Origin of the sequence: Lysinibacillus sp. 38-6 (assembly GCF_046245175.1) — a bacterium.
Lineage (GTDB): Bacteria > Bacillota > Bacilli > Bacillales_A > Planococcaceae > Lysinibacillus.
The window spans coordinates 1,932,450-1,959,444 of the sequence record NZ_CP176417.1; the positions used below are offsets into that span (position 1 = coordinate 1,932,450).

Consider the following 26,995-nt stretch of genomic DNA (forward strand, 5'->3'; position numbering starts at 1 on the left):
GTCATAGTCACCTAGACGAAAACAAGTTGTTCACAAGGAGTGTAAGACATGCCATTAATGGATACAATCACAGAATTTGATAACCGTATCTCACCAACGTTTGAAGCACTATCAATTAAAGTTATTTCAATTACAACAGCACACGGCCCTCAACAAGATTATTCAATTGACTTTGAATTTTTCACGCACACAAAAATTAATCCATTTACGCAAGAAGCAGCAACACATATTTCGAGTATTCAAGGGACTATCCCCGGTTCCATCTCAATTGGTCATCATCAGGAGTCGCTTTTTATTATTCCCCAAAGTGTTCATATTGAATGCAATTATAAACTTCTGCATATTGATACAAAAGATATGGAACGGATTTTACAGCACCCGCAACCTACCTTCCATTATAGTGAGTGGATTTTAGATGCCATCAAAAACGCAAGTATTTTAGTAGAATTAAAAACAAATCAAAATTCATTTATCGAATGGCCTCTTGGCATAAAATCTGCTGTTATATTATAGGAAGCTAAACAAAATCCGTGTATGTACATCATGCTTTCAAAACCGGCTAGCTAAACAATTTTTTTGTCTAAGGCATACTAAACGTATGTCTTTTTGTCGTCCTTCTACATCAATCCCTTATTCGTTGCGCTATAATCATATCAGCTTTCTATAGATTCCGGTATTCCTATTGTGAAAGTAACCATTAAAAAATGCACATCTGACAATTTTCTATCGTAAAGATTGTATAATAACAATGAGATTTATTATTGGAGGCATTTTTCATGGATATAAAAGAAGCATTACAATCATTTTCTTCTATGACACTTCCAGAACGCCAAGCATTTTTTGAAATAGAGGGCGACTGGCTGTTAAAGAACATGTTAGAACACATCGGTTCTACCGATGAAAAACTACGCGATCATCTTATATACAGAACATTTGTCGACTTACTTAGCGACAATTGCCTGAGCGCACAACAACTACAATATTTGTTTGATACGGCAACTGGAGACGATTTCTTATATGCTAATATTGGCGAACAACTGACAGACAGTGTATTTACACGCTCTTTTTCCGCTTTACTTGTCGCTGGCATTCTAGCTAAGGATAGTGAGCTCCTTCTGTTGGATGATCATCGCTTACAATTGTTCTTTAAAAAAATCGGTCGTTATTTGTTACTTGAAAAAGATACAAGAGGGTACGTGGAAGGAAAGGGATGGGCGCATAGCCTTGCACATGGTGCCGATTTAGCTACCACGACAATCAAGCACCCTAAGTTTGATTTGCAACATGCACCAGCCATTTTACATGCACTAAAACTGGTCACTTGGAAAGATGTTGTCTATGTCAACGACGAGGAAGAACGCTTTGTCAATATTATCGAGGCATTATTAGAGCGCAACTATTCTGAAGAGGCGTTAATAGAATGGGTGGAGCAAGCTTTTGATAAGTTTGAAATGCATTTAGTAACGCAAGGCTATAATGAAAGCTTTTTCAGCGGTCGCACTTGCACATTAAATACAATGAAAACATTGTATTTCGCTTTAAAAATGAAAAATTTAGCCCCTAAACTTCAAAACACTCTATATATACACGTAGCAAAGTGGCTTAAGCTCGGTTCGTAAATTATTCAATCATCAGGACTAAATAGAAAAAGTGTTAGATCGATCGCAATCAATCTAACACTTTTTCTATGCCGTTGATGAACGCTACAGTGAATCATTGTTCGCGTCCTATTATGCACAGTTCCCACAGCATTATCCTCCGCTTGCCAACGCTTCACAACACACTAGTAACCTATGTCTCTTCGTCCAATCTGGTCATTACCATCGCTAGCAGCACCACGTAATCTATTTTGTAGATTTAGCAAAGACCTAGTCATTACTTTCAAACTATTTCAACTTGTGACATAGGCTTTTTGACAAACTTCAATATTAATATACTAATATTTGTAATTTATAGAAATCATTTAATTATTTTAACATAATTTCAACACCATTCCAAAATACACCTTAATAATGATTCCTTTCATAGAAAATTTATCCTTTATCGTATATTAAACATCCATTTTATATACTCCTTTTTTAAAAAAAAAGCAACTAAAAACAATTAAAAACATTGTCGCGCCACGGATTTTATTACAAATCATCGTCTAAAATGTGAAATGATAAATTTCACAAAAAAAATATTTACTTAGTTAAATATGATAAACGCAGTATTTTCAACGTTTATACAGTGCTAAATTATTATAACCTGAAAATACCAATAGCAAAATAGCTTTTTTTGTTCAAAAAATGTTCATATTCACCCCCTATTCGTTATCAATTTTATAATTAAATATTTTTTTTTCTAGTGAAGCGGGCGTATAATCCTATATGCAAACACAGACATGATGTGACCATCGACATTGAATTATTATCTAATTCATGGTGCATTCATCATCGTGTTGAAGAACGCTTGCAACAGACCAATCATTTACTAGACTTTCCGTTTCATATTGAAACTTGCCATTGTCATTGTAAACACAATAGTACTTGATTGGTACATCAGTAAAAAGAGGTGACCTCAATACCCACTATTTGTAAATGTGAATCAATACTACTACACATTAAATTTATGAATAGCCGTTTTATAGAAAGGAGTCAAACATGAATAAAAAATTAAGCTTAATGTTTTTAGCATTTGGCGCTATCGCAATCCTTTCTGGATGTGAACCATTAACAGTTTTCAATCCAAAAGGACCGAATGCTCAAACATTATCAAACACAATTATTTTATCCATTATTACAATGGCAGTTATTTTACTAGTCGTGTATGTGCTTTTCGCGTTTATGCTAACAAAATATCGTGCATCTAAAGCATCTGCCGATTATGAGCCACCTCATGAAGAAGGTAGTCACGTATTAGAGATTACGTGGACAGTTATTCCAATTATTATCGTAGCATTCCTAGCAATTGTTACTGTTAAATCAACTAGTACGGTAGAAACAACACCAGAAGGTTATGACAATAAAGAACCTCTTGTTATTTATGCAGCATCTTCAAACTGGAAATGGCACTTCAGCTATCCAGAACAAGGTATTGAGACTGTGAACTATGTAAACATTCCAACTGATCGTCCTATCGAATTCAAATTGTATTCATTCGGACCAATCACAAGTTTCTGGATTCCACAGTTAGCAGGTCAAAAATATGCAATGAGTGACATGTTAACAACTATTCACCTTGCAGCTGATGAAGTTGGCTCATTCATGGGTCGTAACTCAAACTTTAACGGTCGTGGATTTGCGGAAATGGAATTTGAAGCACAATCTATGACTCAAGCAGACTTCGATCAATGGGTTAAGGACGTAAAAGCGAACGAAAAACCATTAACTGAAGAAAAATTCAAAGAACTTTTAGCAGCTGAACATGTAGGTCGTTCAAGCTACTCATCTACTCACTTAGATTTCAGCCCAGCACCAATGCCACACGGTGATATGGATATGGGGGGTATGGATCATAGCGACATGGACATGTCTGACGAAGATATGAATCATGAAGATATGGACCATTCAAACAGTGATGCAGAATCAACACATTCACATTAATTTTCAAATTTGAAAGGAGCGCATCCTATGAGTATGGAAGAATTATTCCATCCACTGCAAGAACCGATGATTTTAGCGGCAGCTATCAGTATCGTAGTTGGTGCAGTTGTTGTCGTAGCAGGCCTAACTTATTTTAAAAAATGGGGCTACTTCTATAAAAACTGGCTATCAACAGTCGATCATAAAAAAATCGGTATTATGTATATCGCCGTTGCACTTTTAATGCTATTCCGCGGTGGTATCGACGCACTTTTAATGCGTGCACAAACTGCTGTTCCTGATAACGGACTTCTTGATGCACAACATTATAATGAGATTTTCACAACACATGGTTTAATCATGATTCTATTTATGGCGATGCCATTTGTAATCGGTTTAATGAACATCGTTATTCCATTGCAAATTGGTGCTCGTGACGTTGCATTCCCACGACTTAATGCAGTCAGCTTCTGGGCATTTGCTGCAGGTTGTGGCTTACTGAACCTATCATTCATTATTGGTGGTTCTCCAGATGCAGGTTGGACAGCTTACTTCCCATTAGCAAGCACAGATTTCAGTCCAACTGTTGGGAATAACTATTATTCTTTAGCACTACAATTATCAGGTATTGGTACGTTATTAACGGGTGTGAACTTCATCACAACGATCTTTAAAATGCGTGCTCCTGGTATGACATTAATGAAAATGCCAATGTTCTCTTGGTCAATTTTAATTACAAACGTTATTATCGTATTCGCGTTCCCAGTATTAACTGTTGCGCTTGCATTAATGATGTTAGACCGTCAATTCGGTACAAAATTCTTTGCTATGACAGACGGTGGTATGGACATGCTTTGGGCCAACCTATTCTGGGTTTGGGGACATCCTGAAGTTTATATCGTTATCCTACCTGCCTTCGGTATTTTCTCTGAAGTTATTGCGACATTTGCACGTAAAAACTTATACGGTTACAAATCAATGGTAATGAGTATGGTTGTCATTTCATTACTGTCATTCTTAGTATGGGCCCACCACTTCTATACAATGGGTCACGGCGTTATGGTAAACAGTGTATTCTCTATTACAACAATGGCGATTGCTGTTCCAACCGGGGTTAAGATGTTCAACTGGTTGCTCACAATGAGGCACGGTAAGATTCAATTTACTACCCCAATGCTTTATGCACTAGGCTTTATTCCAATCTTCACTATCGGTGGGGTTACAGGTGTAATGCTAGCAATGGCAAGTGCCGACTATCAATATCACAATACGATGTTCTTAGTTGCCCACTTCCACTATGTATTAATTCCAGGTACAGTATTTGGTGTACTTGCAGGTTACCACTTCTGGTGGCCAAAAATGTTCGGTTTCCGTTTAAACGAAAAATTAGGGAAAGCTGGTTTCTGGTTTATCGCGATCAGCTTCAACGTAACATTCTTCCCTCTATTCATTTTAGGTTTAGATGGTTATGCTCGTCGTATGTACACATACTCAGCTTCAACTGGTTACGGTCCACTAAACATGCTATCGTTCATCGGTGCACTTGGACTTGCAGTCGGCTTTGCGTTAATCTGTTATAACATTTACTACAGCTGGAAACATATGCCTCGTAACGAGAAAGCAGATGTTTGGGATGGTCGTTCATTAGAATGGGCTACTCACTCTCCAGTTCCTGAATACAACTTTGCAGTAGTACCAACTGTATCTCGTTTAGACGAGTTCTGGTTCGCGAAAAAAGAAGGTCGCGATATTACTGCTGGTAAAATTGAAAAAATCCACATGCCTAACAACACAGGTACTCCATTCTGGACAAGTGGATTCTTATTCCTAGCAGCATTCTTCGCTGTATTTAGTCTATGGATTCCAGCCATTATCAGCATGCTTGTTGTATTTGGCTTCATGGCTCATCGTTCATTTGAAGATGATCATGGTCGTTACATTTCAGTTGAAGAAATTATGGAGACTGAAAAAAGTTTGAGAGGTGATAAATAATATGAAAATCGATTCTTCACTTCCATTAGAATATAGTACAGAGGAAAACCGCTTAAAGATTTTTGGTTTCTGGATCTTCCTTGGCGCCGAAATCATGTTATTCGCTACACTCTTTGCTGTCTATTTCACGCTTCACACTCGTACAGGTAGTGGCCCAGACGGTGCTGAGATTTTCGAGTTAACACCAGTTTTACTTGAAACATTCTTACTTTTAGCAAGTAGTTTCACAATTGGTCTTGGCGTACACGCTATGCGTCTTGGCAACAAAAAAGCAATGATGACATTCTTCATCATTACACTTATTTTAGGTCTTGGCTTCTTAGGTATTGAGATTGACGAGTTCTTCACTTATGTTCATGAAGGTGCAACGATTACAACAAGTGCATTTTTATCTTCATTAATGACTTTACTTGGTACGCACGGTGCCCACGTAACTTTCGGTTTCTTCTGGGGCGTTGCAATTTTAATCCAAGTGGCTCGTCGTGGCTTAAACCCACAAACGGCTAACAAAGCGTTTATCTTCTCACTGTACTGGCACTTCCTAGACGTAGTTTGGATTTTCATCTTCAGCTTCGTCTACTTGAAAGGACTGATTAGCTGATGAAGGAATTATTCCCAAAACAACATGTGATGGGCTTCGGCTTCTCACTGTTATTAACAATTGTAGCTTTAGCAGTTGTGAAATTTGATATGTCTTACAACATGGCATTTGCTATCCTATTAGTGACAGCACTTGCACAAGCAACTGTTCAATTAGTATTATTCATGCACATCGGTGAATCTGAAGATAAGAAAACATTATATACAACAATTTTATATTCAGTATTCGTAGCTGTTGTGACAATCCTTGGTACATTATTCGCAATGATCTGGGGTTACTAATAAAAAAGCCGAGAAAATGGTTATCATTTTCTCGGTCTTTTTTTATAGCTACAAAAGCTAATCTCTTGTATTTGTTCTATAGGCTGATGCTTGAATGCAGCTAGCGAACGAGCAATACATCACAGGAAGCCATACGAACAATACGCTCAGCTACAGAACCTAGGACCATCTTCTCTAATTGATTTAACCCAGTTGCGCCACATACAAGTAAGTCTACCCCAGGAAGTTGTGTCAAAATACTTTTCGGTGATCCTGTTTCTACAATTGCTTCTACTTCCGTTACTTGTGCAGCGAGCGCTTCTTTTTTTAACTCTGCTATTTTACTAAAATGCTCTTCTTTCAATTTCTCCGCATACTTTAAGTCATATGCTGTAATAGCACCAAATGATTTAGTGTCAATTACATTCACTAATTGTAATGTTGCCCCATATTCTATTGCTAATTTTACCGCTCTTTCAAAGGCTTTCAACGACTGTTGTGAAAAGTCTATTGCAACAGCGATTGTCTTATAATTTGTAGCCATTATTGCTCTCCTCCATCTTCCCCTTAGAATTCAAAGTTTTCAAAATCATTATATCATAATGGTATTCGGTATAACTTATCATCATTATGTTGCGGGTTTCCACGTCCATCCGTATTATTACTGACAAAATAAAGATACTGTTCATCTACAACAATATCGCGAATTCTTCCGAGCCCTGTTATAAGCTCCCTTTGTTTATTCGTCGCAAGATTAAATTCCAAAATTGCAGTCCCTCTTAATGCAGCTACATACAGGTTATTATCATCATAATCCATCCCAGAAGGAGCCCATGTTGTATTACTTCCTGACGTAAATAGAGGGGATATCATGCCCCGCTGTGTCTCATTCCCTTCAATAATGGGCCAACCATAGTTTTGACCTGCTTCGATTATATTTATTTCATCATTGGCGCTGTTGCCATGCTCACTTGCAAATAACACCCCATCTAACGACCATGCCAACCCTTGAGGATTACGATGGCCATAACTGTAGACGACTGAATTCGGAAATGGATTATCCTGTGGTACAGAGCCATCTAAATTCATCCGCAAAATTTTCCCTTCTAATGCTGACAGGTCTTGCGCTACAGACGCTTGCACTGCATCCCCCACCGTTGCGTATAGCTTGCCATCAGGGCCAATTTTCAGTCGCCCCCCATGATGGAAGGCGCCGCTGACAATATGATCGAGTAGCAATTGCTCTTCATACCAAACATCGTCCTTTTGTCGCAGTGTTACAATGCGATTAAACTGTTTATCTCCATCGACATACGTATAATAAGCGTATGCAAGTTTCGATTGCGTAAAATCTGGCGCAAGTACAAATCCTAATAACCCTGCTTCCGCAGCTGTCGCTAGTTCTTGTTTCAAACGGACTTGTTGTCTCTCCATTGTGCCCTCTTGTATTTTCACAATATGACCTGTTCTCTCCGTAATGTAAAACTGATTTTCAACTTTTTCGATTGCCCAAGGTATCTCTAAATTTTCCGCAATTACTTCAATCCCTCTATTGCTGAGTGTTTGCATAGCTGTACCCTTCTCCTGCTCATGATTGGTAGGTTTTGATGTTGAACATCCCACCATCATAATGACTATTAATAACATAAAACAGAGTTTTTTCACCAATCACTTTCCCTCTTTTCAATATGCAATTTATTTACTTTCCATTTATATTCCAATAAACTATTATGTACCTATATCTTTAAAAAATGAAAGGAAAAGGTGATACTAATGGAAGAAGTCAAGGTAGTCTATGCTTTAATTAAAAATCTCCATAATCAAATACTAATGGTTCATAATCATGAAGGACATTGGTCACTTCCTGGTGGCAAAGTGGAAGCACATGAAACGCTGATGGAAGCTACTATCCGTGAAGTCAGTGAAGAAACAGGCTATATTGTTGAAGTAGGAAAGTTACTCGCGGTAAATGAAACGAAATTTAAGGTTAGAAACCATCATGCTTTATTTTTCACTTTTGAAGCGCAAATCATAGGCGGCGTTGAAGAAATAGTGTTGCCTGATGAAATATCACACATCGAATGGGCTCCAATAGACATAGCCAACGTTCGCATGCCTTATTATCGAGGTGGCATCGACAAACTTTATCAACATCACGCGCTCTATCACGATGAAGGTCTTCTATAACCGGATTATTTTACGCAAAATAAAAGCCACTACTTATAAAAAGTGTGACTAACATAATGTTGGGATAAAGCCTAGTGAAAATAAGGAAGAACTTTATCCGCCACTACCTTCTCACCAACTTGTATCCATTTACTTTTATCGTGAATATGGCCATCTTTATCAAGCGGCGCTTGGAATTGACTAGCTCCTGTTGCATCAAGTAATGAGCCCTCATCATAATCTAAGCCCACATTCGTCACATGTTTAATCACAAACGGGTTTTGGAAGCGAATTTGGGCATCATAGAAATCTAATTCTCCCTGCGTTACGATAAAAGGTACACGCAAATAGATTGTTTCCCCTCCATCACTTGATAAAATCGTATCAAAGCTGCCTTTGTGATACTCCCAATTTCCCCCAATTGTAAAACCATGTCTCTCAATATGATCACGTAAATAGCCAAAAGAAATTTCTTTGCCGACAATACTCGATTCAATTTGTAACATTGTATACCCTCCTTTACTTTGATGTCAGTCTATCCTAAAGAGATAAATACCAAACCAACTTCTGAGGGTAAAAAATCACAACATTGCTCGTACATAATGCCCGCTTCTTACAGTGTGCGCGTGCTATTTAGGGTTCACCGACAACGCAGCCAACAACAATTTTTTACGACAAGTTTAAAGGCCCTTTCACGGTTCTCTAGTAACTATTTACTCAACACTAAGGAAAAACATCAATTAATTATTAAAATGCGCTATACGAGCTTTTAAAGGGCTTACATCGACACGTATCCTACGCTTCATCTAAATAGACCGGTAAAAAGAAAAAACTGTAGGCAAACTCAAATTTCTTTGAGTTCGTCTACAGTCTGTTATCGTATGTTTAATAAAAATTAAAGTTTTACGATGTTTGTAGCTTGAGGTCCACGTTGGCCTTCTTCTACTGAGAATTCAACTTTTTGACCTTCGTCAAGTGTTTTGAAACCATCACCTTGGATAGCTGAGAAGTGAGCGAATACATCGTTTCCGCCTTCTACTTCGATGAAACCAAAACCTTTTTCTGCGTTAAACCATTTTACTGTACCTTGTTGTGTCATTTAAATGACCTCCATTAATTGTATTTAATAATATCCGATTTCCTCAAAAGAAAAAAATTCACATATTACAAAAAGTACCGAACAAAACACGATGACTCTTTGTAACATGTGAATTCATTGTTTCTTCGTAAACGATTTTATTAACTTTATTATATAATACAAAATCTCATTTGTCTAGTACTAACATAAAAAAATCCCTATACAGTTACTTGTATAGGGCAGCTTACTATTAAATCTTATTTTTCCTCGTTAAACCATAGTTGATCTTGATTATCTACTTCACCATTATAATTGATACATATTTCTTCTCCAGCTTTAATATCTTTGTAAGCAAAGAAATCAAATGTTTGGTTTCTAAAATTAATCTCATACGTTGCATTCGGTTCATACGAATGATTAAACAACATACCATAGCCTAGTAGTATAGCGGATTGTCCTATGCCATATTCAAATGCATAGTCGGCAAGTAATGTTTGCTCAATGTACTGATGCTGTTCATTTGGATATGAAATAACCGGTGCTTCGTGTAAAAGCGTTCCTTTTGGGATATCACATGTAGCAAATACCCCTCTATTGAATTCTCCATCACTTAATGGAGATGTTTTGATTTCAATCATCTTTTGTCTCCTACTCACTTTTAAAATATACTTTCTAACTGTACCACTAATTTGGTCAATGAGCGCATCTTTTTGTTTTTTTTGAACATTTTTTTCAATTTAAATACATAAAATAGACATTTCATGCAATAAAAATTGCTGAAACATAAAAAATCGTGCAGCATTCCTACCTGAAAGGAGCTGCACGAGGAAATTAATTTTTACCTTTATTGTTTAATAAATGATACATAATAACGATGATGATGATTAATCCAATCAAAGTACCTGTACGGTCTGGTTCAATGGAGAAAAATGTTGGAAGGACATATAAATTGACTATAAAGATTATCGTTGCTAATAGTAATAAAAAGCGATAGATCATCTATCCCCTGCTCCTTACTGCCTTAAGTATTCCTACTAACTAAATGACCATCTCGATTAAACAAATCTAAAGATTACGCTACATGTTAATCCAATAATTATAAGGTCCCTTCACTAAACCTTTCGCAATAAGGTAGTCACCAGCTATGACCACATTGTTAAATGTTTTATAACTACCTGTTATATTTAACGCGTATTGCTCATAAATTTTGCTCACTTTTTGCGCTTGACCATTAACATAGATTGTATCATTTACTTTTAACGGGAACTGCATCATCAGTTTTTCATCCTGTCGTTCGCTTGCTAAATGATAGGTTAGCTTCTTATTAACGATTGTATAGCTAAGTGCACCTTCTAATTGTTTGCCTCCGCTAATCTCGTCATCATTTACTAGTTGTATCGTTCCTTGCCAGCGATTACTCGCAGTCGGTGAAAACTCGGCTAAATAGTAATCGGGTGCTGTTTGTGATAAAGAAATCTTTTGCGTTGCATCAAATAAAATGGTCGATGGTTCCGCTAAACTTAGTAGTTCCTTATCAACGATTGGCGTCTTTGACAAAGCACTTGCAGGGATGTATCCATAAACTTTATTTGAAGATACATATGCACGCCCATCTGCTGTTGTGAAATAGACTGCAACTGATGTACCAGTTTTTAATGACTGACTTTGCCATCCTGGACGAACTGATAAATCCACTATTTGTTTTACATATTGAATTGTTCCTTCAGGTAAATTCGATACATAGTCTTGCGGTACATAGCCCCATACGTAATCGATTGTCATATCCGTTCTCGGATTATATTCTACTTTGACATAATCCCCGCTTACTTCGACTACTTTAAAAACAGCTCCATATGGCGTTTGCATCATCGTTTTTGCTGAACGATTCGGTGCTTCTTTAATCGAAACGCCTTTTGCAGAATTAGCAAAAATAGTTGTTCCTTCAGTAAACTTCACCCCTGATACTTGTTGTTGAATCGTTAACGGCACTTCCTTATAAATCACTAAGTTTGTTGCTTGTACACGATAGCCGCCGCTCATTTTATATACTTTGCCAACAGTCGAAAACTCATGGCCATAGACGCGGTAAAATTCCCCTTTTTTCACAACGAGTGATGTAAATGTGCCATCAGCATTTTTTTTATATATTTTCACATCTTTTGAAAAGGTCAATTTACCCGTTTGCCCTTTCGTAATCTCTGCTCCATCCCAAATCACTTTTGCTTCTGTATTGGTTTGAAAACTGATACATAGAATAAAGGTCAAAAATACAATCCATTTTTTCATACCTATCACCGCTCCTTCTAAACGATAGTGATTATTACAAGAAAGGCTCTCTCCTATAGAGAAAGCCTCGCGAAATTCACATACTTTTTTACCTTTCATCGATCAAGCATACATTAGTTAATTGTAAGCCATTGTGCTTTAAATTCCGCGACAGAAACTGGTTTACTAAACAGATAACCTTGTGCACAATCACAGCCTATTTCAGACAGGAATTGATATTCTTCCTCACCTTCTACACCTTCTGCTATCACTTTTAAATCAAGCTGTTTAGCAATCGCTACAATCGTTTTGACGAGTGCTTTGTTCTCAGCATCTTGATTCATGCCAATGACAAAGGATTTATCAATTTTTAAAGAATCTAGTGGATATTTATTTAAATAACTAAGCGATGAATAGCCTGTACCAAAATCATCCATCGATAAACTAATGCCCAGCTTTTTTAGTGCAAACAATTTTTCAATCATGGACTCCGCATACATGGCGATACTTTCTGTAATTTCTAAAACAACATAAGACGGGTCAAGTGAAGCATTCTCTATCGCGTTTTTGACATTTTCTACAAACGTCGGTTCAAGCAACTGCTTGACTGAAACATTAATACTTACTTTCAATCGATTATTTGTTTCCTTATGCCAAGCGGCAGTTTGAGCAATGGCCGTATTCAATACCCATTTACCGATTGGTATAATCATTCCGGTCTCTTCCATAATAGATATAAATTCATCGGGTGTAACGCGTCCAAGAACGTCGTTATTCCATCTAATGAGCGATTCCATTCCGATAAGTCTATTTGTTTTCACATCCATAATCGGCTGGTAATAAAGTTCAAATTCATTATTATCTAGTGCCGTACGTAATTGCTTTTCTATCATCATCTTGCGATAAAAATGTTGTTGCATTTCCGAGGTGAATAATTGATAGTTATTTTTCCCTCTTTCTTTGACATAGTACATGGCTGTATCAGCATGCTTTATTAATGTATTGGCATCATAGCCATCATTCGGGAATGTACTAATCCCAATACTTGGCGTTATAAAGTACTCACTGCCAGCGATCCAAAAGCCTGTGATAAATTGCGCTAATAATTCCTTCGCGAATGCCTCACTTTCGACGGCATCATAATTAGGAAGTAAAATAGTAAATTCATCTCCACCAAGTCGGTAAATATTTGCCCTGCTATGTTTTTCTTGGAGCAATATTTCAATACGTCTAGATACTTCGATTAATAACAAATCTCCTACATCGTGCCCGAGTGTATCGTTAATATATTTAAAACGATCTAAATCGAAAAACAATATAGCATTTTGACTAGACTCTAATTTCGCTTTTTCTAAAAGGGCTATTAAATCCTCATTAAACATTCTTCTATTCGGTAACCCCGTTAACGCATCATGATTCGCTTGAAATTTGATTTCATCTTCATATTGCTTGCGTTCAGTAATATCTGTTGACACTGCAAGCAACGCAGAACGTTCATTTAATTGAATAGGTACTTTCACCGTTTGTACCCATACTACGTCACCTGAAGCAGTAGTAATCGCTTCCTCTTTAATAAAATGCTTTTCTGGCAACTTAAATGAATTCTTCTCTTGGTCGTAACATTCCTCTTCATCAGACAATTCTGCTAGTAAATCACCATCTGTTTTGCCAAGCATATCTTGGAAACTAAAGCCCATCAATTGCGCATAAGATTTATTCATTAATGTATAGCGACCATTTTCATCTTGCGCATAAATGTAATTAGGATTTAAATCAATGACTCTAAATAAAAACTGCTTTTGCTCATATAGCTTCTTATTCATATTATTTACAATAGCTAGATGCATGCGACTCGATAAGATTAAGATTGAAATTGCAAAAACCAAAATGGCAATCGAGCTTGGATACAATCTTGAACTAGGAAACATATTTAAGTAGCCAATCGCAAAACCGATCGCTGTAAAAATATTAAAATACAATAAAAAAGAACGTTCACTTTTATTTTGTACATCTAAACTAATCAGCAAACAAATAATAATTGTAACGATAAAAAGAAAGACATTAAAATTAAAAATCCATGCTAATTGTCCGTCAACAGGAAAGTAAAATTTACTATTATCCATTTGAATAAGTTCTAATTCACGAATACCTTTAGAGCTCCATCCGATTATGTAAACAAATAATGCAAATGCATAAGATATAACAACAGTCGTACGATTAACAATACAACCCCACTTTTGCTGATATGCTTTTGGCAATATTTCTTGAACAATTGTATATCCCACATAAAAAATCGTAGGTGTTAACAATATAGAGCCAAAGCGAAAAAGCTTGAAAAATAGCATAATGGTCTCGCTGTTAAACAGTTCAACTGCATATAAAAATGACACATCTATGTGCCAACATGAAGCTAACAGAAGGAATAAAAAAATAATTTTTGAAAGTTTATTTTTTTTGAATAACACTAAAATCGTAATTCCAACACAAACGGGAATACAAGATAACAAAAGTAAAAAAATAAAAAACATATAAAGAGCCTCCTATGTAAGTGTCAGTAATAAACAAGCATTATTCCCGCTACTTCCATGAGTAGTAATACATACAGACTCTACTGCTTGATGCTGCGTTTCAAAAACAATCGGTATGTCTTCAAAACCGTCTCCTGTTGTTTTAGTCGTCGGCGGTATGAAACCGTATTCCATTGATAACAAAGATGCAATAATTTGCATCGCTCCCATTGCGCCAAATGTGTGCCCTATCATGCCTTTTATTGAAGTAATCGGCACATCACAACCAAAAGTCTCTTTTAAAATGAATCGTTCGATCTGATCATTGATGTCTATGCCAAGTGCTTGGCTATTAACATAGCTAGGTTTTGTATTGCCAATTGTTTCTTGGAAAACGTCTAGCATATGTCTCCCAGAAATATCTGAAGTTAATAGTTTTTGCCCTTCATTTCTTGAAATGACACGTTCCACTTTCCCATATATTTTCTGCCCGCGTGCGTTTGCAGATTGTCTCCGCTCTAACACCAATACGCCAGCGCCCTCTGATAAAACAAAACCGCTATGCTGCGTCGAAAACGGTACACCGGCATTTTCAATTAAAGTCTCCGTAGAAAGTGATCTTATTTTTTTAAAACCATTAATTGTCCATTGACCTAACGGGGCCTCTGTACCTCCAACAATACAAGCATCCACAGTGCCAGACTCTAATAACTGTTTCCCTAATAATATGGCATCTAAACTTGCACTGCAGCCCGTCGTTATTGTAAAAGCAGAACCATTTGAACCGATCGCTTCCGCAACAGCATTTGAAAGTGTATGGGTATCCACAAGGGAAACCCCATGAACGGGAAATTTCCTTAAATCAAATGCATCCTTTGCATATTTCTCAATTTCAAGAATTGCTCCAGCAGAAGTCCCCATAATGACCGCTATCCGATGTGGTTGAAAATGATGTAACGCCGACATTTCTGCGGCATCCAATGCAGCAGCAACTGCCATTCTTACAGAACGGGGATATCGCCGATAATTGACGCCGTTGATTTCTAGAAAACTATCTTCTATTATTCCTGCAACAATACTAGCATGTGGCTGAGCACTATTGTGTAAAATGCTCTGCGTACAAATACCTTTTTGTAGTACATTTAAAAAACTATATTTATCTAATATTCCAGGGGCTTTTATGCCATATCCTGTTATGACTATATCGTCCAATTCTATCACCTTCACATTTCGACTTTATTTTATTATATACAACAAAAATAGACATAGTCTATATTGACAAGTCATAAGTTCTATGTGAATGATTTAAATGGATAATTTGTATCACTTTTAAGCAAAATACCGTAATAATTTAAGAAGGATTTTTCTTTTTACCTAATAGTTTACAAGGTAAATGTACATAATATGTGAAGTACTAGGATTAATTGACGATTCTTTGGTTATATTCAACCCACTTTTCCATCTCTCGTTCCACTGCTCGATTTTGCCATTCAAACCATAGGCCACTACATTCACTGCAATGACTTTCTACTCCACTTTTACGGTGCGCATCTTTACATGTAAAGACCGTTTTTTTACGACAGCTATAGCAGTATAGTTCTTTATCTTGATAAAATTCCAAAGCGCTCAACTCCATGTTTTTACATGCAGTACTTTCCAACTAGCCTGTATTTTATTCGTTCTATTGAGATCGTAGTTGCACTTGCCCTTTCTTATGCATTTAACAAATTTAAAAACCTTTCCAATCATCGTATAACGAATTGAAAAGGTTTTTACAATTATATTGTTATTTACACTTTTAACTCGCTTTATCGTGTTACATTTCACTAGGTGGAATAATGCCTGCAATGAGTAATAGAAAGAATACTAATCCGATTAAGCAAAATAGTGCCGATGCAAAAAATATGGGACCTTTCTTCGCAATATAGTGCTCACTTTTTTGCATGATACCTGTTTGCGCAGTAACTTGAACTTCATTAAATCGAGCCATTGGTCCTCCGCTACTTAAAAAGTAAAAAATTCCGCCTGCTATTACAAAGCCAACAAAAAACATCACTTCGATAAATCTAACAGAGAAAAATGAGGCAATACAATACGTAATAATTGTTTCAACTACTAATGTCACCATCATAATCATCATATTTTTCTTTCGCATCACAACGCCAACTCCCCTTCGATTTTTTTTTTTTCCTCCTTATACGTTCAAATTAGCATTAAGTTCCATTTTTTAAAGAAAAAACATGAATTTTATGACTAACCTTCAAAAAAACACTTCAAATCCTTTTGAATTTGGATTTGAAGTGCTATCTATTAAATGCCTATCGCGTTACTTAGTCGCTTTATAAGCACTTAAGAAATCTTTTACTTTTGATGTATCAGCTGTTAATTTTAATCCTGTATCAACAAGTGGTGAAACCGTTGATACTGCTGGTTTTTTATTGCCTTGGTAGTAACTAATAAATTCATCTTGGTTAATCGAGTAAAGAATAGCTTTACGTAAGTCAACTGATTTCGATACTTCGCGTCCTTTTGGATTCATTAGTAAATAAGAGACAGCATTACTATCAGCTGTTTTTAACGTTAAGTTGGCATCGCCTTTTACAACGTCGATTTTCGTTTCTGGTACAGATTGCAAGACGTCAATTTCTCCATTACGTAGTGCTGATAACGCACTGTCATTATCTTCAATGAAACGAACGCTAATATTATTAATTTTCGGCTCGTTTTCAGTACCTACTTGGTAGGCAGGATTTTTGACAAAAGTTGCTTCGTAATCATTTTTTTGCACTAAAATATATGGTCCAGATGCTGCTAAATGATTGGCATATGTTGCACCTTCTGTAACAGTCGCTTGGTCACCGTATGCAACATTTGTATTTGGATCATAGCTTGCTACGTCAAATGTGTTAATTGCTTTCACTGCCGCTTCAGATACGATGCCACCTGATTGGTGTGCTAAATAGTTTAGTACTTGCGGGAACGGGTTTGGCGTTGTAATTTTCACTACTTGATACTTACCTGCCGCATTGTCTACACTCGCTTCATCCGTCACTACTTGTGCAATCGCTGCTGGTAGTTTATCAGATAATTCATCTAAAACGGATTTACCGTCAGTTGTTTTCACTGCTTCAAGTGCCGTAATATCTGAAACGATTTCTACTGTATCAATATTTTCATGGATAGAGTATGTGCGGTGATCTGGCACTGAATTTTGATCTTTCGCACGTTCTAATGAGAATACAACATCTTCAGCCGAAACTAAATCGCCCGTATCCACTGCTTTGCCATTTTCCACTTTAGCAAAATGAATGTCATCACGTAATACGAAGTAATACTCTTGGTTGTCTTCAGAAATAGCGTGATTATAAGATAATGAGCCAGTAGATACGACCTCATCTGTATCCGATAAGTTCACTAATCGCACATACATATTCGTATTTAAAGTATTAATCGAACCATCATTTCCTTTAATCGGGTCAAGAGAAGTTAAAGAAGAAATCCCTTGATGTAAGACTAACGTGTCTGTCGCATTTTTTGCCGTATCATTAAAGGCGATGGATTCCCATGCTTGTGCACGTGATTTTGGTAAACGTACCGTATCTGGGTTTACTTTTTTCGAATAAATACCTTGGAATTTTTGAGAAATGTATAACGGTGCAATATACGCATTATCAAATACTAATGCTTGCTCTAACTCCTTATACTTCTCTTTTGCAGCATCGCCCGTTAACGTACTTGCTTCATCGATTAATTTATCAACTGTTGCATCGGCAGTGACACTATAATCGCCACCTGTTTTGAATAAGCCTCTTACAGCATAGTCTGGGTTACCTGTTACTGTTGTCCAGCTAGAAATCGCCACATCATAGTTCCCAGCATCTTTTTGAGCCGAGTAAGAACCGAAGTCTGGTTGAATATTTAACTTTACATCAAAGCCATTTTTCACTAATTGATCGCGTACGATATTCATATCTTGCTCTTGAGAAGCCATACCTAGCACTTCAATGACTGGTTTAGTACTTGCTGAATCAGCCTTATCGCCTTTATTTTCAACATTCGATTTTGTTTCTACACAGCCTGCTAAAGCGACCGCAGCAACGGTTGCTGATGCTGCAACGGTAAATAATTTTTTGTTCATCTGTCTATTCCTCCAATAAATTCATTTAGTTTGTTTTAGGATCAAGTGCATCTCGTAGCCCATCACCGAAAAAGTTAAACGATAAGACGAGTAGCATAATACATAACCCTGGGAAAATAGCTACATACGAATTAGTTTCTAAATACGTACTACCGACTTTTAAAATATTGCCCCACTCGGGTATATGAGGCTCTACGCCCAGGCCAAGGAAGCTTAAACTACTCGTTGAAATGACCGCCCCACCGATTGTTAATGTCGCCTTGACAATCATTGGTGCAAGTGAGTTCGGTACGATATGCTTAAAAATAATAGCCGCATCCGATACCCCGAGAGCCCTAGCTGATTCAACAAATTCATAATTAGCAATTTGCATAACATTGGCGCGCATCGTCCGTGCATATGTTGGGATAGCCCCTACGCTCAATGCGATAATTAAATTCACTGTATTAGCACCAAATGCTGCAATAATGGCGATGGCCAGTAATATACCTGGAATTGCATATAAAATATCTAGCAAACGCATAATAATATTATCTGTATTTTTCCCGTAATAGCCTGAAAATGCGCCAAGTGCTCCGCCTATGACAGCTGGGATAATCGTAGAAAAGAAGCCAACAATTAAAGAAATTTGTGCACCAAACACGATTCGTGAAAACAAATCTCTTCCGAAGTTATCTGTCCCTAGCGGATAGTCTAAAGAAGGTGTTTGTAATAACGCGCTGTAATTATTTTGCACGGCAAAGTCGTAATCAAATGTCCATGAACTAACGATTGATAATGAAAACATAAAGATAATGAAGAACATGCCGAATACAGCCATCGTATTGCGCATTATTTTATTCCATATTTTTTGCCATTTTTCAACGGCGGATGGATCCGTATTGCGTGCTTTTTTAATTAATGTCCAGCCGAGCAGGACTGAAAAAAGATTACCTGTTAGAGCAGGTAATAGTAAGACAACGCCAAGTGGCATCATCCATTTAGGGGCATTGCTTACCGTAACATTTCGTGCAACAAGTACAGCCATCACCGCATATAGAATAGCAAGTGCTACAAATACACCCATCGCTAATAAAAATGTATCTACCACATACGGCTTAAACAAATTCAATGCGGAAATAACAATAATAAAAATTTGTGTAATGAATGCATAGACAGCAAAAGTATATTCTGCTGTTTTATTTTTCGTTGCTAACATAAAGCCGAAACCAGCTGCAAATACATTGCCCACTAGTACTGTTAGCATTAATGGGTAACCTAGCAATCTTGTTCGTCGTTGAATTTCTCGTTGTTGTGCTAAATCCTTTTTGATTCGCCACGTTGCCAACCATACATATAAAGTCGTACAGACATAAATAACAAATAGCCCAAGGACATAAGGTCGCCAAATGCCAGTAGAAAAATTAACACTATTAAGTAAAAACAGCACTGAAAAAATAGCAGAAAAGACAATGGTAAACTGTGCATTGACATATTCTTGTGTTATTTTCATAAGCAGCTTTACATTTGATATGAATTTCACAATATACCCTCTCCTAAGATTTCTTCATTTTTGAACGAATGCGTGGATCAAAAAACGCATAAAGCACATCAATCACCATATTGACAATGGAAATGGTAATGGCAATATAGACAACCCCACCAAGAATGGCCGGAATATCAGGAATAAACTGTTTATCGACAATATAGCTTCCGATACCACTAATATTAAATACTTTTTCCGTAACCGAAGCACCGCCAAGCATACCGCCGAATAACAGACCAATAACGGTGACAATCGGAATCATTGCATTCCGAATCGCATGTTTTGTGATGACTTTGCGCTCACTCAAGCCTTTCGCTTTTGCGGTAATAATATAATCCTCATGAATAACCTCAAGCATGCTCGACCTTGTCATTCGCGCAATGGATGCAGTAATAGAAGTACCTAATACAACAACCGGCATCACAATGGATAACCAATTGTTCGGATTATACGTAGCTGGGAACCATTGCAGTTTTAATGAAAACGTTAAAATAAAAATAAGCCCTTGCCAGAAGCTTGGTATGGATAAACCAATAAGTGCAATCAACATAAAAGCATAATCTGCGAAAGAATTCGGTCTTACGGCAGAAATAATACCAACAGGAATGGCAATTGCTATCGCCATTAACAATGAAAATAGCGCAATTTCCAATGTCACTGGAAACTTATTCATAATACTTTGCGTAATATTTTCTTTACCTTCAAATGAAGTGCCTAAGTCAAACGTAAATAGTCCAGACAATGAATGCCAAAGCTGTACTAAATAGGGCTGGTCTAATCCATAAATTTTATTAAAATTTGCCACTTGCTCTGGTGTAGCCTCAATACCTAGCAAATTACGTGCTGGATCAAATGGCGATAAATATAAAATCGTAAATACTAATGTCGCTACCCCTACAATTACAAACGCACTTTGGAATAAACGTTCGACGATAAATCGACTAAACGCATTGCTACATAAAACAAGAAGACAATACATTAAAATACCCGGAATAAATGACACGGTTAAGAAAATTGGACTTTCGAGCAATTCACTAAAATATTTCGTATAGGATTGCTTTGCTATACCATCGCTTTTAAGTATCTTTTCTACTTCTCTATGAAGCTTCTGTTCTGTCAATTGGTTGACTGTCGAGAGAAGTTGCTGTTCATTCACTGAACGTTTAAAAAAGGCTGCCTTCGTTTGTTCCTGTTGCTTATATTCGGCTTCCCACGCTTGCATTTTGCCTTGCGCAATAAGCTGTTCTTTCGTTTGTGCAAACTTTTGAGCATATGAATGTTGATCCTTTTTTAATAAATATAAAAAATATGTAACAATATGCACTGGAAATCCTAGTAAAAATAACACAAAAGAATAACTACTTTTTGTCGTCATTTCATTAAAAATTTGCTTAAAATAATAACTTTCATTAAGCTTTCTAATATTCTGAAAATTATTCATGTATTTCCTCCTTTCTTCGCTTACTATAAGTAGTAAGGTATGAAAATAAAATAAGATCATTTACATCACACGCTATATTGTACAATACCTACCTGTATAGTATAGTATGTATGAACGGCCACATTTCGTCAATAACAATATTTTAAATTTATTAAAGGATGAGCAGGATGACTGAAAAAATTCTTGAAATACAAGATTTACGCGTTTCCTTCATTACAGGAGAAAGCGAGTTTGAAGCGGTAAAAGGGGTCAACTTTTATGTTAATAAAGGAGAAACAGTCGGCATTGTCGGTGAATCCGGAAGCGGTAAAAGCGTAACGGCACGCTCTATTATGCGCCTTCTCCCATCCCCCCCATCTTTTTTAAAGTCGGGTACAATTCTTTTCCAAGGGGAAAACTTAGTGACGCAATCCGAAAAGCAAATGGAAGAAATCCGCGGAAAAGATATAAGTATGATTTTCCAAGACCCGATGACTTCGACGAACCCAACCATTCGCATCGGTGAACAAATTGCTGAAGGTTTAATGAAGCATCAAAAAATGTCCAAAAAGGAAGCCTACGACAAAACAATTGAATTATTAAAATTAGTTGGCATTAAAAATAGTGAAGAACGGTATCAGCAGTACCCGCATGAATTTAGTGGTGGTATGCGTCAACGTGTCATGATTACAATGGCGCTTGCCTGCAACCCTTCTCTTTTAATTGCAGATGAACCAACAACGGCACTTGATGTTACAATCCAAGCGCAAATTTTAAGTATTATGAAGCAAATGCAAGAACGTCTCGGCACTTCTATTATTTTAATTACACATGATTTAGGTGTCGTTGCGGGTATGTGTGATCGAGTAATTGTGATGAAAGAGGGAGAAATTGTGGAGGAAGGCACGACGGAAGAGATATTTGCCAACCCGCAGCACCCTTATACAAAACGTTTGTTAAATGCCCTGCCAAAGCTTCATGAAAAAAAAGAACCAAAACAGCCATCGAAAATTGAGGCGGGTACGGATGTTAATGTACCACTCATTGAAGTGCGCAATTTATCCAAGCATTTCGATTTAAAGAAAGGTGAACAATTAAAAGCAGTCGATGACTTATCATTCCGTATTTATCCTGGCGAGACGCTCGGCCTAGTTGGCGAATCTGGTTCAGGCAAGTCGACAACAGGACGCACAATTTTACAGCTCCATGAACCGACAGATGGTGAAGTGTTGTACAAAGGCGTGCCGGTAACACGCCTATCTAAAAGTGAATTGAAAAGTATGCGTCGCCATATGCAAATTATTTTCCAAGATCCGTATTCATCACTGAATCCTCGTAAAAAGGTGCTCGATATTATCGGAGAAGCTTTGGATGTACATAAATTAACGAATTCAGCAGCGGAACGTCGCGCCCGTGTAGAGGAATTACTTGAACTAGTAGGCTTGAAAAAAGAACATGCATTACGCTATCCACATGAATTTAGCGGAGGGCAACGTCAACGTATTGGCATTGCGCGTGCTTTAGCTGTCGAGCCGAATTTTATCGTCTGTGATGAACCACTGTCCGCTCTCGATGTGTCGATTCAAAAGCAAGTTGTAGACCTACTAAAAGATTTACAACAACGATTAGGTTTAACTTATTTGTTTATCGCGCACGATTTGTCGATGGTGAAACATATTAGCGATCGCGTTGCCGTTATGTATGGCGGAAAAATTGTGGAATTAGCCGAAAGTGAAGAACTTTATGCGAATCCACAACATCCTTATACAAAAATGCTACTGCAATCCATTCCAATTCCAGACCCAGCCATTGAAAAACAGAAGAAACGGCAAGTAATGACTGAGGAAGAGTTAATGATTAATCGTTTTAATTTAGACAACACACAGCTTATTGAAGTATCTAAAGATCACTGGGTGGCGAAGTAGCCAATAGTACTATCTAGTGGCGGTTCTGTTGATTTTAATGGCGATTTTGAAGGTTTTCGTGGCGGTTTTCGAGCATTTAATGGCGAATTCAGTACATTTAATGGCGATTCTCGTATTTCTACAATTCTAGTAAATAGATTTTTCTTATCCCAAATGGATAAACACCCCTCCGCTTCTTTGCAATGTACATATTATAGATGGAAGAAAGGGGGGATTTTCCATGGGATATTACGGCGGAAATGTCGGTGGCAATTGGAACAATAATTATTGCTGTAACAACTACGACAATGGGAATAACAATGGATACGGCTCAACATTCGCACTAATCGTTGTACTATTTATTCTGTTAATTATTGTCGGTGCTACTTTTATGTACAATAGAGAAGATTGCTAAACCAAACATACAGATTTATCGCACCTCTCTAATACAAAGGGTTACTCCCAGCCTGGTGACCCTTTTAATAAATGGACTAATCTTCAACGTAAGCACCATCTATAACGTATCGCTTAAAATAGACGAGCTGGTGTTTATTCTGTTTGGATAACTAATTCCTTCATACTTTAATTGTCTCATTAATCATACAAAAAACGAAAACAGTCACCTATGCATATTGCGTTGATGACTGTTTTTCTTTTAACTTCTTGTTTTGTTAATGATTGCCCTAACCGCTTCTCTAAAAATAAAGTTCGTGCATTGGTTAGTAGTTGATTGCTCAAATACTTTGCTAAAAATCAAATTATCACTCCCTTTATAAATAAAAAAGAGCTGTCGAAACAGCTCCTAACACTTAGACTTTCAGTGCGCCACGGAATCCTCTCGCAGCATAGTACGAATCTGCTCCATTGTGGTACATAAAGACTGTATCATAACGACGATCACAAAAGATGGCGCCACCTAGTTTTCGAATATGTGCAGGTGTTTGCACCCAGCTAGATGTTTTCAAATCGAAAGACCCTAGTTTCTGTAACGCTCGGTATTGTTCCTCTGTTAGAAGTTCAATGCCCATAGCCGTTGCCATATCGATGACAGTATTTTCGGGTTGGTGCTTCTTCCTTGATTCTAACGCCTCCCGATCGTAACAAAAACTTCTACGACCTTTCGGGCTTTCTGTTGCACAATCATAAAAAACGTATTCACCTGTATTGTCATCATAAGCAACGACATCCGGCTCACCGCCAGTCACTTCCATTTCATTGAGCGACCATAGTTTTTCCGTATTCGCTTCGAGCTTTGCTTGTACATTGGCCCAGTCAAGCCCTTGATGACGATTCATATTTTTCTCAAATCGATTTTGCAATATGTGAAGTAATTCCTCACGTTGTTCGAGTGATAACTCTTTATTGTTCTTTGGCATTGTTGTTTCCTCCTAATTGTTAAAGTCATATGGACTAGAAGCACTTACTATCATTATGGCATATCCTTCAGTAAACCTTCCGTGCTTAAAATATACTTTGTCTGCTGTTCAATACTAGACAATGCCTCCGTCGCAAAAAACACACCATTAATATTTTCATCTTTTAACCTTGTTTGTAAATTGATATGTTCAGTCGTAAAAGGGTAATAAATGATGGAATAAAAGTTGGCATTCGGACAAATTTTTTTAAACTTTCTTGCCTTATTAATGATTTCATCGGCCCTTTTATGAATATCTTGCTTTGCTTCAATTCTTCTGACATCTATTCCTATTTTAAATGGTGCAGTAGATGGATGTACCGCATCTAATTGAAAGTTTTCCCCATCACATTCAAATTTAATTTTTTTAAAATCATCTGTTATTGCGTTCTTTTTTAATATCGTAAGAATCGCTTTTTCCCAACTACCTTTAAATTTTCTAATTTCTTTATCTACATAAAACCATCTATCCAACTCACAGATGGCAGGAATGGCTAGTTCATTTGGCAACATTGGTTTAATATAACCCGCTAAAATAGCTGCCTTCTCTTCTGTTAACTTTTCACTATACGTATCAATCGCAATATCCAAGTCACGTTTGATCGCTCTCCCCGCCACATTGACCGTAGCAAGAATTGATTTTACTACAATAGGGTAAGCGCTAAATGCTTTCGCTAGTTCACCAGCAGTCATATTGCCAAAATTAATAAACGGTACTTCTTTTATAAAGATAAAAGGTTCAAATGCATGCAATAATGCATTTTCAACGATAGTTTGTCTTTGAGACACACCATCCACTTGTGCTACTTGTTCTCTATGGCTACTATACTCCGTCAATTTTTCCCCTTCTTTCTAATTAGAACAGCATCCTCATAGTAAATTTTATTTTTCACATATTTAGATGATTTTGTATTAACATTGGCTAAATGATGTTTTACAACATCCCGTTTAATAATTTCTGCTTCTAGATGCAGTGACTGTGCCATTTCCACATACATTTCTCCTAGTTTTGCTTCTACATCTTTATAATATGAAGATTGCACGACTAGACAAGCATATCCATTTGGTTTTAACACTCGTTTAATTTCATGTAAAGAATCGAATGCATCTCTAAAATACTGTAAAAATATAGGGAGATAATAACTTTTAGAAGCTTTCGCGTGATGTTCTTTTACTTGAGTCAAAAAAGTGCAAATGGATTGTCCCCATTTTTCGTTCATCACGATGTTTTTATCCGCTATTACGGGAGCTCCCATCGTAGCTCTTCGTACTCTATCAAAATCCGTATGCTGTTTATAGCCTAAAAACAATAATTCTGGCTTTGTTGAAACAGCATAATCAATCCGCGTTAAGTATGGGGGCGAAGTAATAATAAAGTCTGCAGTGCTCTCTGGAAAATCCATGTCCCTACTGTCCCCTTCAATAAAGGAAGGCTTTGCATATTCAACATTAAACATATTAGAGAAGTATTTCTCTAAATCTTTTCGCATGGCATTTACATAATGATAAAATAATTGATATGTATCGATTTCGTTCACTTTCGAGCTTTCATTTATGAGCCACGTTGGATTTTTACCCTTTTTGAATTTGCCTACGTCTCGTAAGCATCTAAATAAAACAGCAACGTAAAAAGCTCGTAAAGTATCGGATAATGTTTGATCGGACAGGCTACTTTGCTGTTTACAAACATCCTCAATCGCTTGTTGTATTTTATTTAACGTATTTAAATCTTCCGCACTGACAAATTCTAGCGTATCCTCATTATGTAAAAATTCATCTTGGTTTAGTTTTATAGTAGAGGCTTTTTCCTTAATATCATAGCCAATTTTCTCAAGATTATAGTCAATTAATTGTCTCGTTTTAGCTTTTGAAAAAATGACCATGACAGGGTTAATATCTATACCTAAAGACTTGATACCTCTCTTTTGGCACACTAAAGCCGTCGTTCCACTGCCCATCCATGGATCTAGCACAATCGAGCTTTCATTCGCTCCAAAATAATCGAGCATATCTTCAACAAAGTTTTCAGCGTAACTTGCGTAGTAAGGATGCCAATTATGAATACCGTTTCGTTCATTTTTCCCACGCTTCGCTGATCGAATATTTTCTGCTAACATATTGACTGACACCATCCATTCAAACACGATGTATTATAAATAATT

At 36.9% G+C, this 26,995-nt stretch carries 26 protein-coding genes; 9 read left to right on the forward strand and 17 right to left on the reverse strand.

Annotated elements, in window-relative coordinates:
• Positions 1–48 precede the first annotated feature (48 nt).
• The 6 genes from ACKVEV_RS09965 (at position 49) to qoxD (ending at position 6,437) form a co-directional block, all read left to right on the forward strand.
• Positions 49–513, forward strand: a complete 465-nt coding sequence (locus ACKVEV_RS09965) for a hypothetical protein (RefSeq protein WP_409370221.1) — start codon at positions 49–51, stop codon at positions 511–513.
• A 263-nt stretch (positions 514–776) separates the two neighbouring features.
• On the forward strand, positions 777–1,619 hold the full coding sequence (locus tag ACKVEV_RS09970) for a DUF2785 domain-containing protein (protein ID WP_409370222.1): 843 nt from the start codon (positions 777–779) through the stop codon (positions 1,617–1,619).
• A 1,023-nt stretch (positions 1,620–2,642) separates the two neighbouring features.
• The gene (gene qoxA / locus ACKVEV_RS09975) at positions 2,643–3,584 is read left to right on the forward strand and encodes a cytochrome aa3 quinol oxidase subunit II (RefSeq protein ID WP_409370223.1); all 942 of its coding nucleotides are present in this window, start codon (positions 2,643–2,645) and stop codon (positions 3,582–3,584) included.
• Between the two features lie 27 nt (positions 3,585–3,611).
• Positions 3,612–5,555, forward strand: a complete 1,944-nt coding sequence (gene qoxB / locus ACKVEV_RS09980) for a cytochrome aa3 quinol oxidase subunit I (protein ID WP_409370224.1) — start codon at positions 3,612–3,614, stop codon at positions 5,553–5,555.
• A gap of 1 nt (position 5,556) precedes the next feature.
• Positions 5,557–6,156, forward strand: coding sequence for a cytochrome aa3 quinol oxidase subunit III (gene qoxC / locus ACKVEV_RS09985; protein WP_409370225.1), 600 nt, complete (start codon positions 5,557–5,559; stop codon positions 6,154–6,156).
• The gene (qoxD, locus tag ACKVEV_RS09990) at positions 6,156–6,437 is read left to right on the forward strand and encodes a cytochrome aa3 quinol oxidase subunit IV (protein ID WP_409370226.1); all 282 of its coding nucleotides are present in this window, start codon (positions 6,156–6,158) and stop codon (positions 6,435–6,437) included. Before qoxC ends, qoxD begins: the two co-directional genes overlap by 1 nt.
• Positions 6,438–6,537: 100 nt before the next feature.
• Here qoxD and ACKVEV_RS09995 read toward each other — a convergent pair whose 3' ends face one another.
• Both ACKVEV_RS09995 and ACKVEV_RS10000 read right to left on the reverse strand, forming a co-directional pair.
• The gene (locus ACKVEV_RS09995; protein WP_409370227.1) at positions 6,538–6,960 is read right to left on the reverse strand and encodes a universal stress protein; all 423 of its coding nucleotides are present in this window, start codon (positions 6,958–6,960) and stop codon (positions 6,538–6,540) included.
• Positions 6,961–7,013: 53 nt separating this feature from the next.
• Positions 7,014–8,063, reverse strand: a complete 1,050-nt coding sequence (locus ACKVEV_RS10000) for a PQQ-dependent sugar dehydrogenase (protein WP_409370533.1) — start codon at positions 8,061–8,063, stop codon at positions 7,014–7,016.
• A 126-nt stretch (positions 8,064–8,189) separates the two neighbouring features.
• On the opposite strand from ACKVEV_RS10000, the gene ACKVEV_RS10005 reads away from it, so the two are divergent.
• Positions 8,190–8,603, forward strand: coding sequence for an NUDIX hydrolase (locus ACKVEV_RS10005; RefSeq protein WP_409370228.1), 414 nt, complete (start codon positions 8,190–8,192; stop codon positions 8,601–8,603).
• A 71-nt stretch (positions 8,604–8,674) separates the two neighbouring features.
• Here the strand turns inward: ACKVEV_RS10005 and ACKVEV_RS10010 are convergent, their stop codons facing one another.
• The 12 genes from ACKVEV_RS10010 to ACKVEV_RS10065 all read right to left on the reverse strand — a co-directional run bounded on the left by ACKVEV_RS10010 (position 8,675) and on the right by ACKVEV_RS10065 (position 21,536).
• Entirely contained in the window at positions 8,675–9,088 is a 414-nt protein-coding gene (locus tag ACKVEV_RS10010; RefSeq protein ID WP_409370229.1) for a YugN family protein, read from the reverse strand.
• Positions 9,089–9,477: 389 nt separating this feature from the next.
• Entirely contained in the window at positions 9,478–9,681 is a 204-nt protein-coding gene (locus ACKVEV_RS10015) for a cold-shock protein (protein ID WP_409370230.1), read from the reverse strand.
• 236 nt (positions 9,682–9,917) lie between these two features.
• Positions 9,918–10,298, reverse strand: a complete 381-nt coding sequence (locus ACKVEV_RS10020; RefSeq protein WP_409370231.1) for an SET domain-containing protein — start codon at positions 10,296–10,298, stop codon at positions 9,918–9,920.
• A 193-nt stretch (positions 10,299–10,491) separates the two neighbouring features.
• The gene (locus ACKVEV_RS10025) at positions 10,492–10,659 is read right to left on the reverse strand and encodes a hypothetical protein (protein ID WP_409370232.1); all 168 of its coding nucleotides are present in this window, start codon (positions 10,657–10,659) and stop codon (positions 10,492–10,494) included.
• 78 nt (positions 10,660–10,737) lie between these two features.
• Entirely contained in the window at positions 10,738–11,946 is a 1,209-nt protein-coding gene (locus ACKVEV_RS10030) for a hypothetical protein (RefSeq protein ID WP_409370233.1), read from the reverse strand.
• 113 nt (positions 11,947–12,059) lie between these two features.
• Positions 12,060–14,453: an EAL domain-containing protein gene (locus ACKVEV_RS10035; protein WP_409370234.1), complete on the reverse strand. Its 2,394-nt coding sequence runs from the start codon at positions 14,451–14,453 to the stop codon at positions 12,060–12,062.
• 12 nt (positions 14,454–14,465) lie between these two features.
• Positions 14,466–15,644, reverse strand: a complete 1,179-nt coding sequence (locus tag ACKVEV_RS10040) for a beta-ketoacyl synthase N-terminal-like domain-containing protein (protein WP_409370235.1) — start codon at positions 15,642–15,644, stop codon at positions 14,466–14,468.
• A 208-nt stretch (positions 15,645–15,852) separates the two neighbouring features.
• Complete coding sequence (locus tag ACKVEV_RS10045; protein WP_409370236.1) at positions 15,853–16,053, reverse strand: hypothetical protein; 201 nt, start codon at positions 16,051–16,053, stop codon at positions 15,853–15,855.
• A gap of 195 nt (positions 16,054–16,248) precedes the next feature.
• Entirely contained in the window at positions 16,249–16,587 is a 339-nt protein-coding gene (locus ACKVEV_RS10050) for a hypothetical protein (protein ID WP_409370534.1), read from the reverse strand.
• Positions 16,588–16,758: 171 nt separating this feature from the next.
• The gene (locus tag ACKVEV_RS10055) at positions 16,759–18,570 is read right to left on the reverse strand and encodes an ABC transporter substrate-binding protein (RefSeq protein WP_409370237.1); all 1,812 of its coding nucleotides are present in this window, start codon (positions 18,568–18,570) and stop codon (positions 16,759–16,761) included.
• A 25-nt stretch (positions 18,571–18,595) separates the two neighbouring features.
• Positions 18,596–20,092, reverse strand: a complete 1,497-nt coding sequence (locus ACKVEV_RS10060; protein ID WP_409370238.1) for an ABC transporter permease — start codon at positions 20,090–20,092, stop codon at positions 18,596–18,598.
• A 13-nt stretch (positions 20,093–20,105) separates the two neighbouring features.
• A complete protein-coding gene (locus tag ACKVEV_RS10065) occupies positions 20,106–21,536 on the reverse strand; it encodes an ABC transporter permease (protein WP_409370239.1) in 1,431 nt (476 codons plus the stop codon).
• A 167-nt stretch (positions 21,537–21,703) separates the two neighbouring features.
• On the opposite strand from ACKVEV_RS10065, the gene ACKVEV_RS10070 reads away from it, so the two are divergent.
• Complete coding sequence (locus ACKVEV_RS10070; protein ID WP_409370240.1) at positions 21,704–23,440, forward strand: ABC transporter ATP-binding protein; 1,737 nt, start codon at positions 21,704–21,706, stop codon at positions 23,438–23,440.
• Positions 23,441–23,660: 220 nt separating this feature from the next.
• Positions 23,661–23,834, forward strand: coding sequence for a YjcZ family sporulation protein (locus tag ACKVEV_RS10075; RefSeq protein ID WP_409370241.1), 174 nt, complete (start codon positions 23,661–23,663; stop codon positions 23,832–23,834).
• Between the two features lie 394 nt (positions 23,835–24,228).
• On the opposite strand, the gene ACKVEV_RS10080 is transcribed toward ACKVEV_RS10075, so the two are convergent.
• From ACKVEV_RS10080 to ACKVEV_RS10090, 3 genes are read right to left on the reverse strand one after another with little or no spacing between them, the layout of a single operon-like run.
• Positions 24,229–24,795, reverse strand: a complete 567-nt coding sequence (locus ACKVEV_RS10080; RefSeq protein ID WP_409370242.1) for a DUF4256 domain-containing protein — start codon at positions 24,793–24,795, stop codon at positions 24,229–24,231.
• A 53-nt stretch (positions 24,796–24,848) separates the two neighbouring features.
• The gene (locus ACKVEV_RS10085; RefSeq protein WP_409370243.1) at positions 24,849–25,670 is read right to left on the reverse strand and encodes a hypothetical protein; all 822 of its coding nucleotides are present in this window, start codon (positions 25,668–25,670) and stop codon (positions 24,849–24,851) included.
• The gene (locus ACKVEV_RS10090; protein ID WP_409370244.1) at positions 25,667–26,950 is read right to left on the reverse strand and encodes a DNA methyltransferase; all 1,284 of its coding nucleotides are present in this window, start codon (positions 26,948–26,950) and stop codon (positions 25,667–25,669) included. The genes ACKVEV_RS10085 and ACKVEV_RS10090 overlap by 4 nt, the downstream gene beginning before the upstream one ends.
• Positions 26,951–26,995: the final 45 nt, after the last annotated feature.

What these genes read in the sequence shown, in the direction of transcription:
- ACKVEV_RS10075 (WP_409370241.1), top strand. Translation starts at nt 23,661, where the DNA reads ATGGGATATTACGGCGGAAATGTCGGTGGCAATTGGAACAATAATTAT.
- ACKVEV_RS10020 (WP_409370231.1), bottom strand. Translation starts at nt 10,298, where the DNA reads ATGATTGAAATCAAAACATCTCCATTAAGTGATGGAGAATTCAATAGA.
- ACKVEV_RS10035 (WP_409370234.1), bottom strand. Translation starts at nt 14,453, where the DNA reads ATGTTTTTTATTTTTTTACTTTTGTTATCTTGTATTCCCGTTTGTGTT.
- ACKVEV_RS10090 (WP_409370244.1), bottom strand. Translation starts at nt 26,950, where the DNA reads ATGTTAGCAGAAAATATTCGATCAGCGAAGCGTGGGAAAAATGAACGA.
- ACKVEV_RS09965 (WP_409370221.1), top strand. Translation starts at nt 49, where the DNA reads ATGCCATTAATGGATACAATCACAGAATTTGATAACCGTATCTCACCA.
- ACKVEV_RS10055 (WP_409370237.1), bottom strand. Translation starts at nt 18,570, where the DNA reads ATGAACAAAAAATTATTTACCGTTGCAGCATCAGCAACCGTTGCTGCG.
- qoxC (WP_409370225.1), top strand. Translation starts at nt 5,557, where the DNA reads ATGAAAATCGATTCTTCACTTCCATTAGAATATAGTACAGAGGAAAAC.
- ACKVEV_RS10000 (WP_409370533.1), bottom strand. Translation starts at nt 8,063, where the DNA reads ATGTTATTAATAGTCATTATGATGGTGGGATGTTCAACATCAAAACCT.
- ACKVEV_RS10010 (WP_409370229.1), bottom strand. Translation starts at nt 9,088, where the DNA reads ATGTTACAAATTGAATCGAGTATTGTCGGCAAAGAAATTTCTTTTGGC.
- ACKVEV_RS10025 (WP_409370232.1), bottom strand. Translation starts at nt 10,659, where the DNA reads ATGATCTATCGCTTTTTATTACTATTAGCAACGATAATCTTTATAGTC.
- ACKVEV_RS10015 (WP_409370230.1), bottom strand. Translation starts at nt 9,681, where the DNA reads ATGACACAACAAGGTACAGTAAAATGGTTTAACGCAGAAAAAGGTTTT.
- qoxD (WP_409370226.1), top strand. Translation starts at nt 6,156, where the DNA reads ATGAAGGAATTATTCCCAAAACAACATGTGATGGGCTTCGGCTTCTCA.
- ACKVEV_RS09995 (WP_409370227.1), bottom strand. Translation starts at nt 6,960, where the DNA reads ATGGCTACAAATTATAAGACAATCGCTGTTGCAATAGACTTTTCACAA.
- ACKVEV_RS10065 (WP_409370239.1), bottom strand. Translation starts at nt 21,536, where the DNA reads ATGAATAATTTTCAGAATATTAGAAAGCTTAATGAAAGTTATTATTTT.
- qoxA (WP_409370223.1), top strand. Translation starts at nt 2,643, where the DNA reads ATGAATAAAAAATTAAGCTTAATGTTTTTAGCATTTGGCGCTATCGCA.
- ACKVEV_RS10080 (WP_409370242.1), bottom strand. Translation starts at nt 24,795, where the DNA reads ATGCCAAAGAACAATAAAGAGTTATCACTCGAACAACGTGAGGAATTA.
- ACKVEV_RS10070 (WP_409370240.1), top strand. Translation starts at nt 21,704, where the DNA reads ATGACTGAAAAAATTCTTGAAATACAAGATTTACGCGTTTCCTTCATT.
- ACKVEV_RS09970 (WP_409370222.1), top strand. Translation starts at nt 777, where the DNA reads ATGGATATAAAAGAAGCATTACAATCATTTTCTTCTATGACACTTCCA.
- ACKVEV_RS10030 (WP_409370233.1), bottom strand. Translation starts at nt 11,946, where the DNA reads ATGAAAAAATGGATTGTATTTTTGACCTTTATTCTATGTATCAGTTTT.
- ACKVEV_RS10050 (WP_409370534.1), bottom strand. Translation starts at nt 16,587, where the DNA reads ATGCGAAAGAAAAATATGATGATTATGATGGTGACATTAGTAGTTGAA.
- ACKVEV_RS10005 (WP_409370228.1), top strand. Translation starts at nt 8,190, where the DNA reads ATGGAAGAAGTCAAGGTAGTCTATGCTTTAATTAAAAATCTCCATAAT.
- qoxB (WP_409370224.1), top strand. Translation starts at nt 3,612, where the DNA reads ATGAGTATGGAAGAATTATTCCATCCACTGCAAGAACCGATGATTTTA.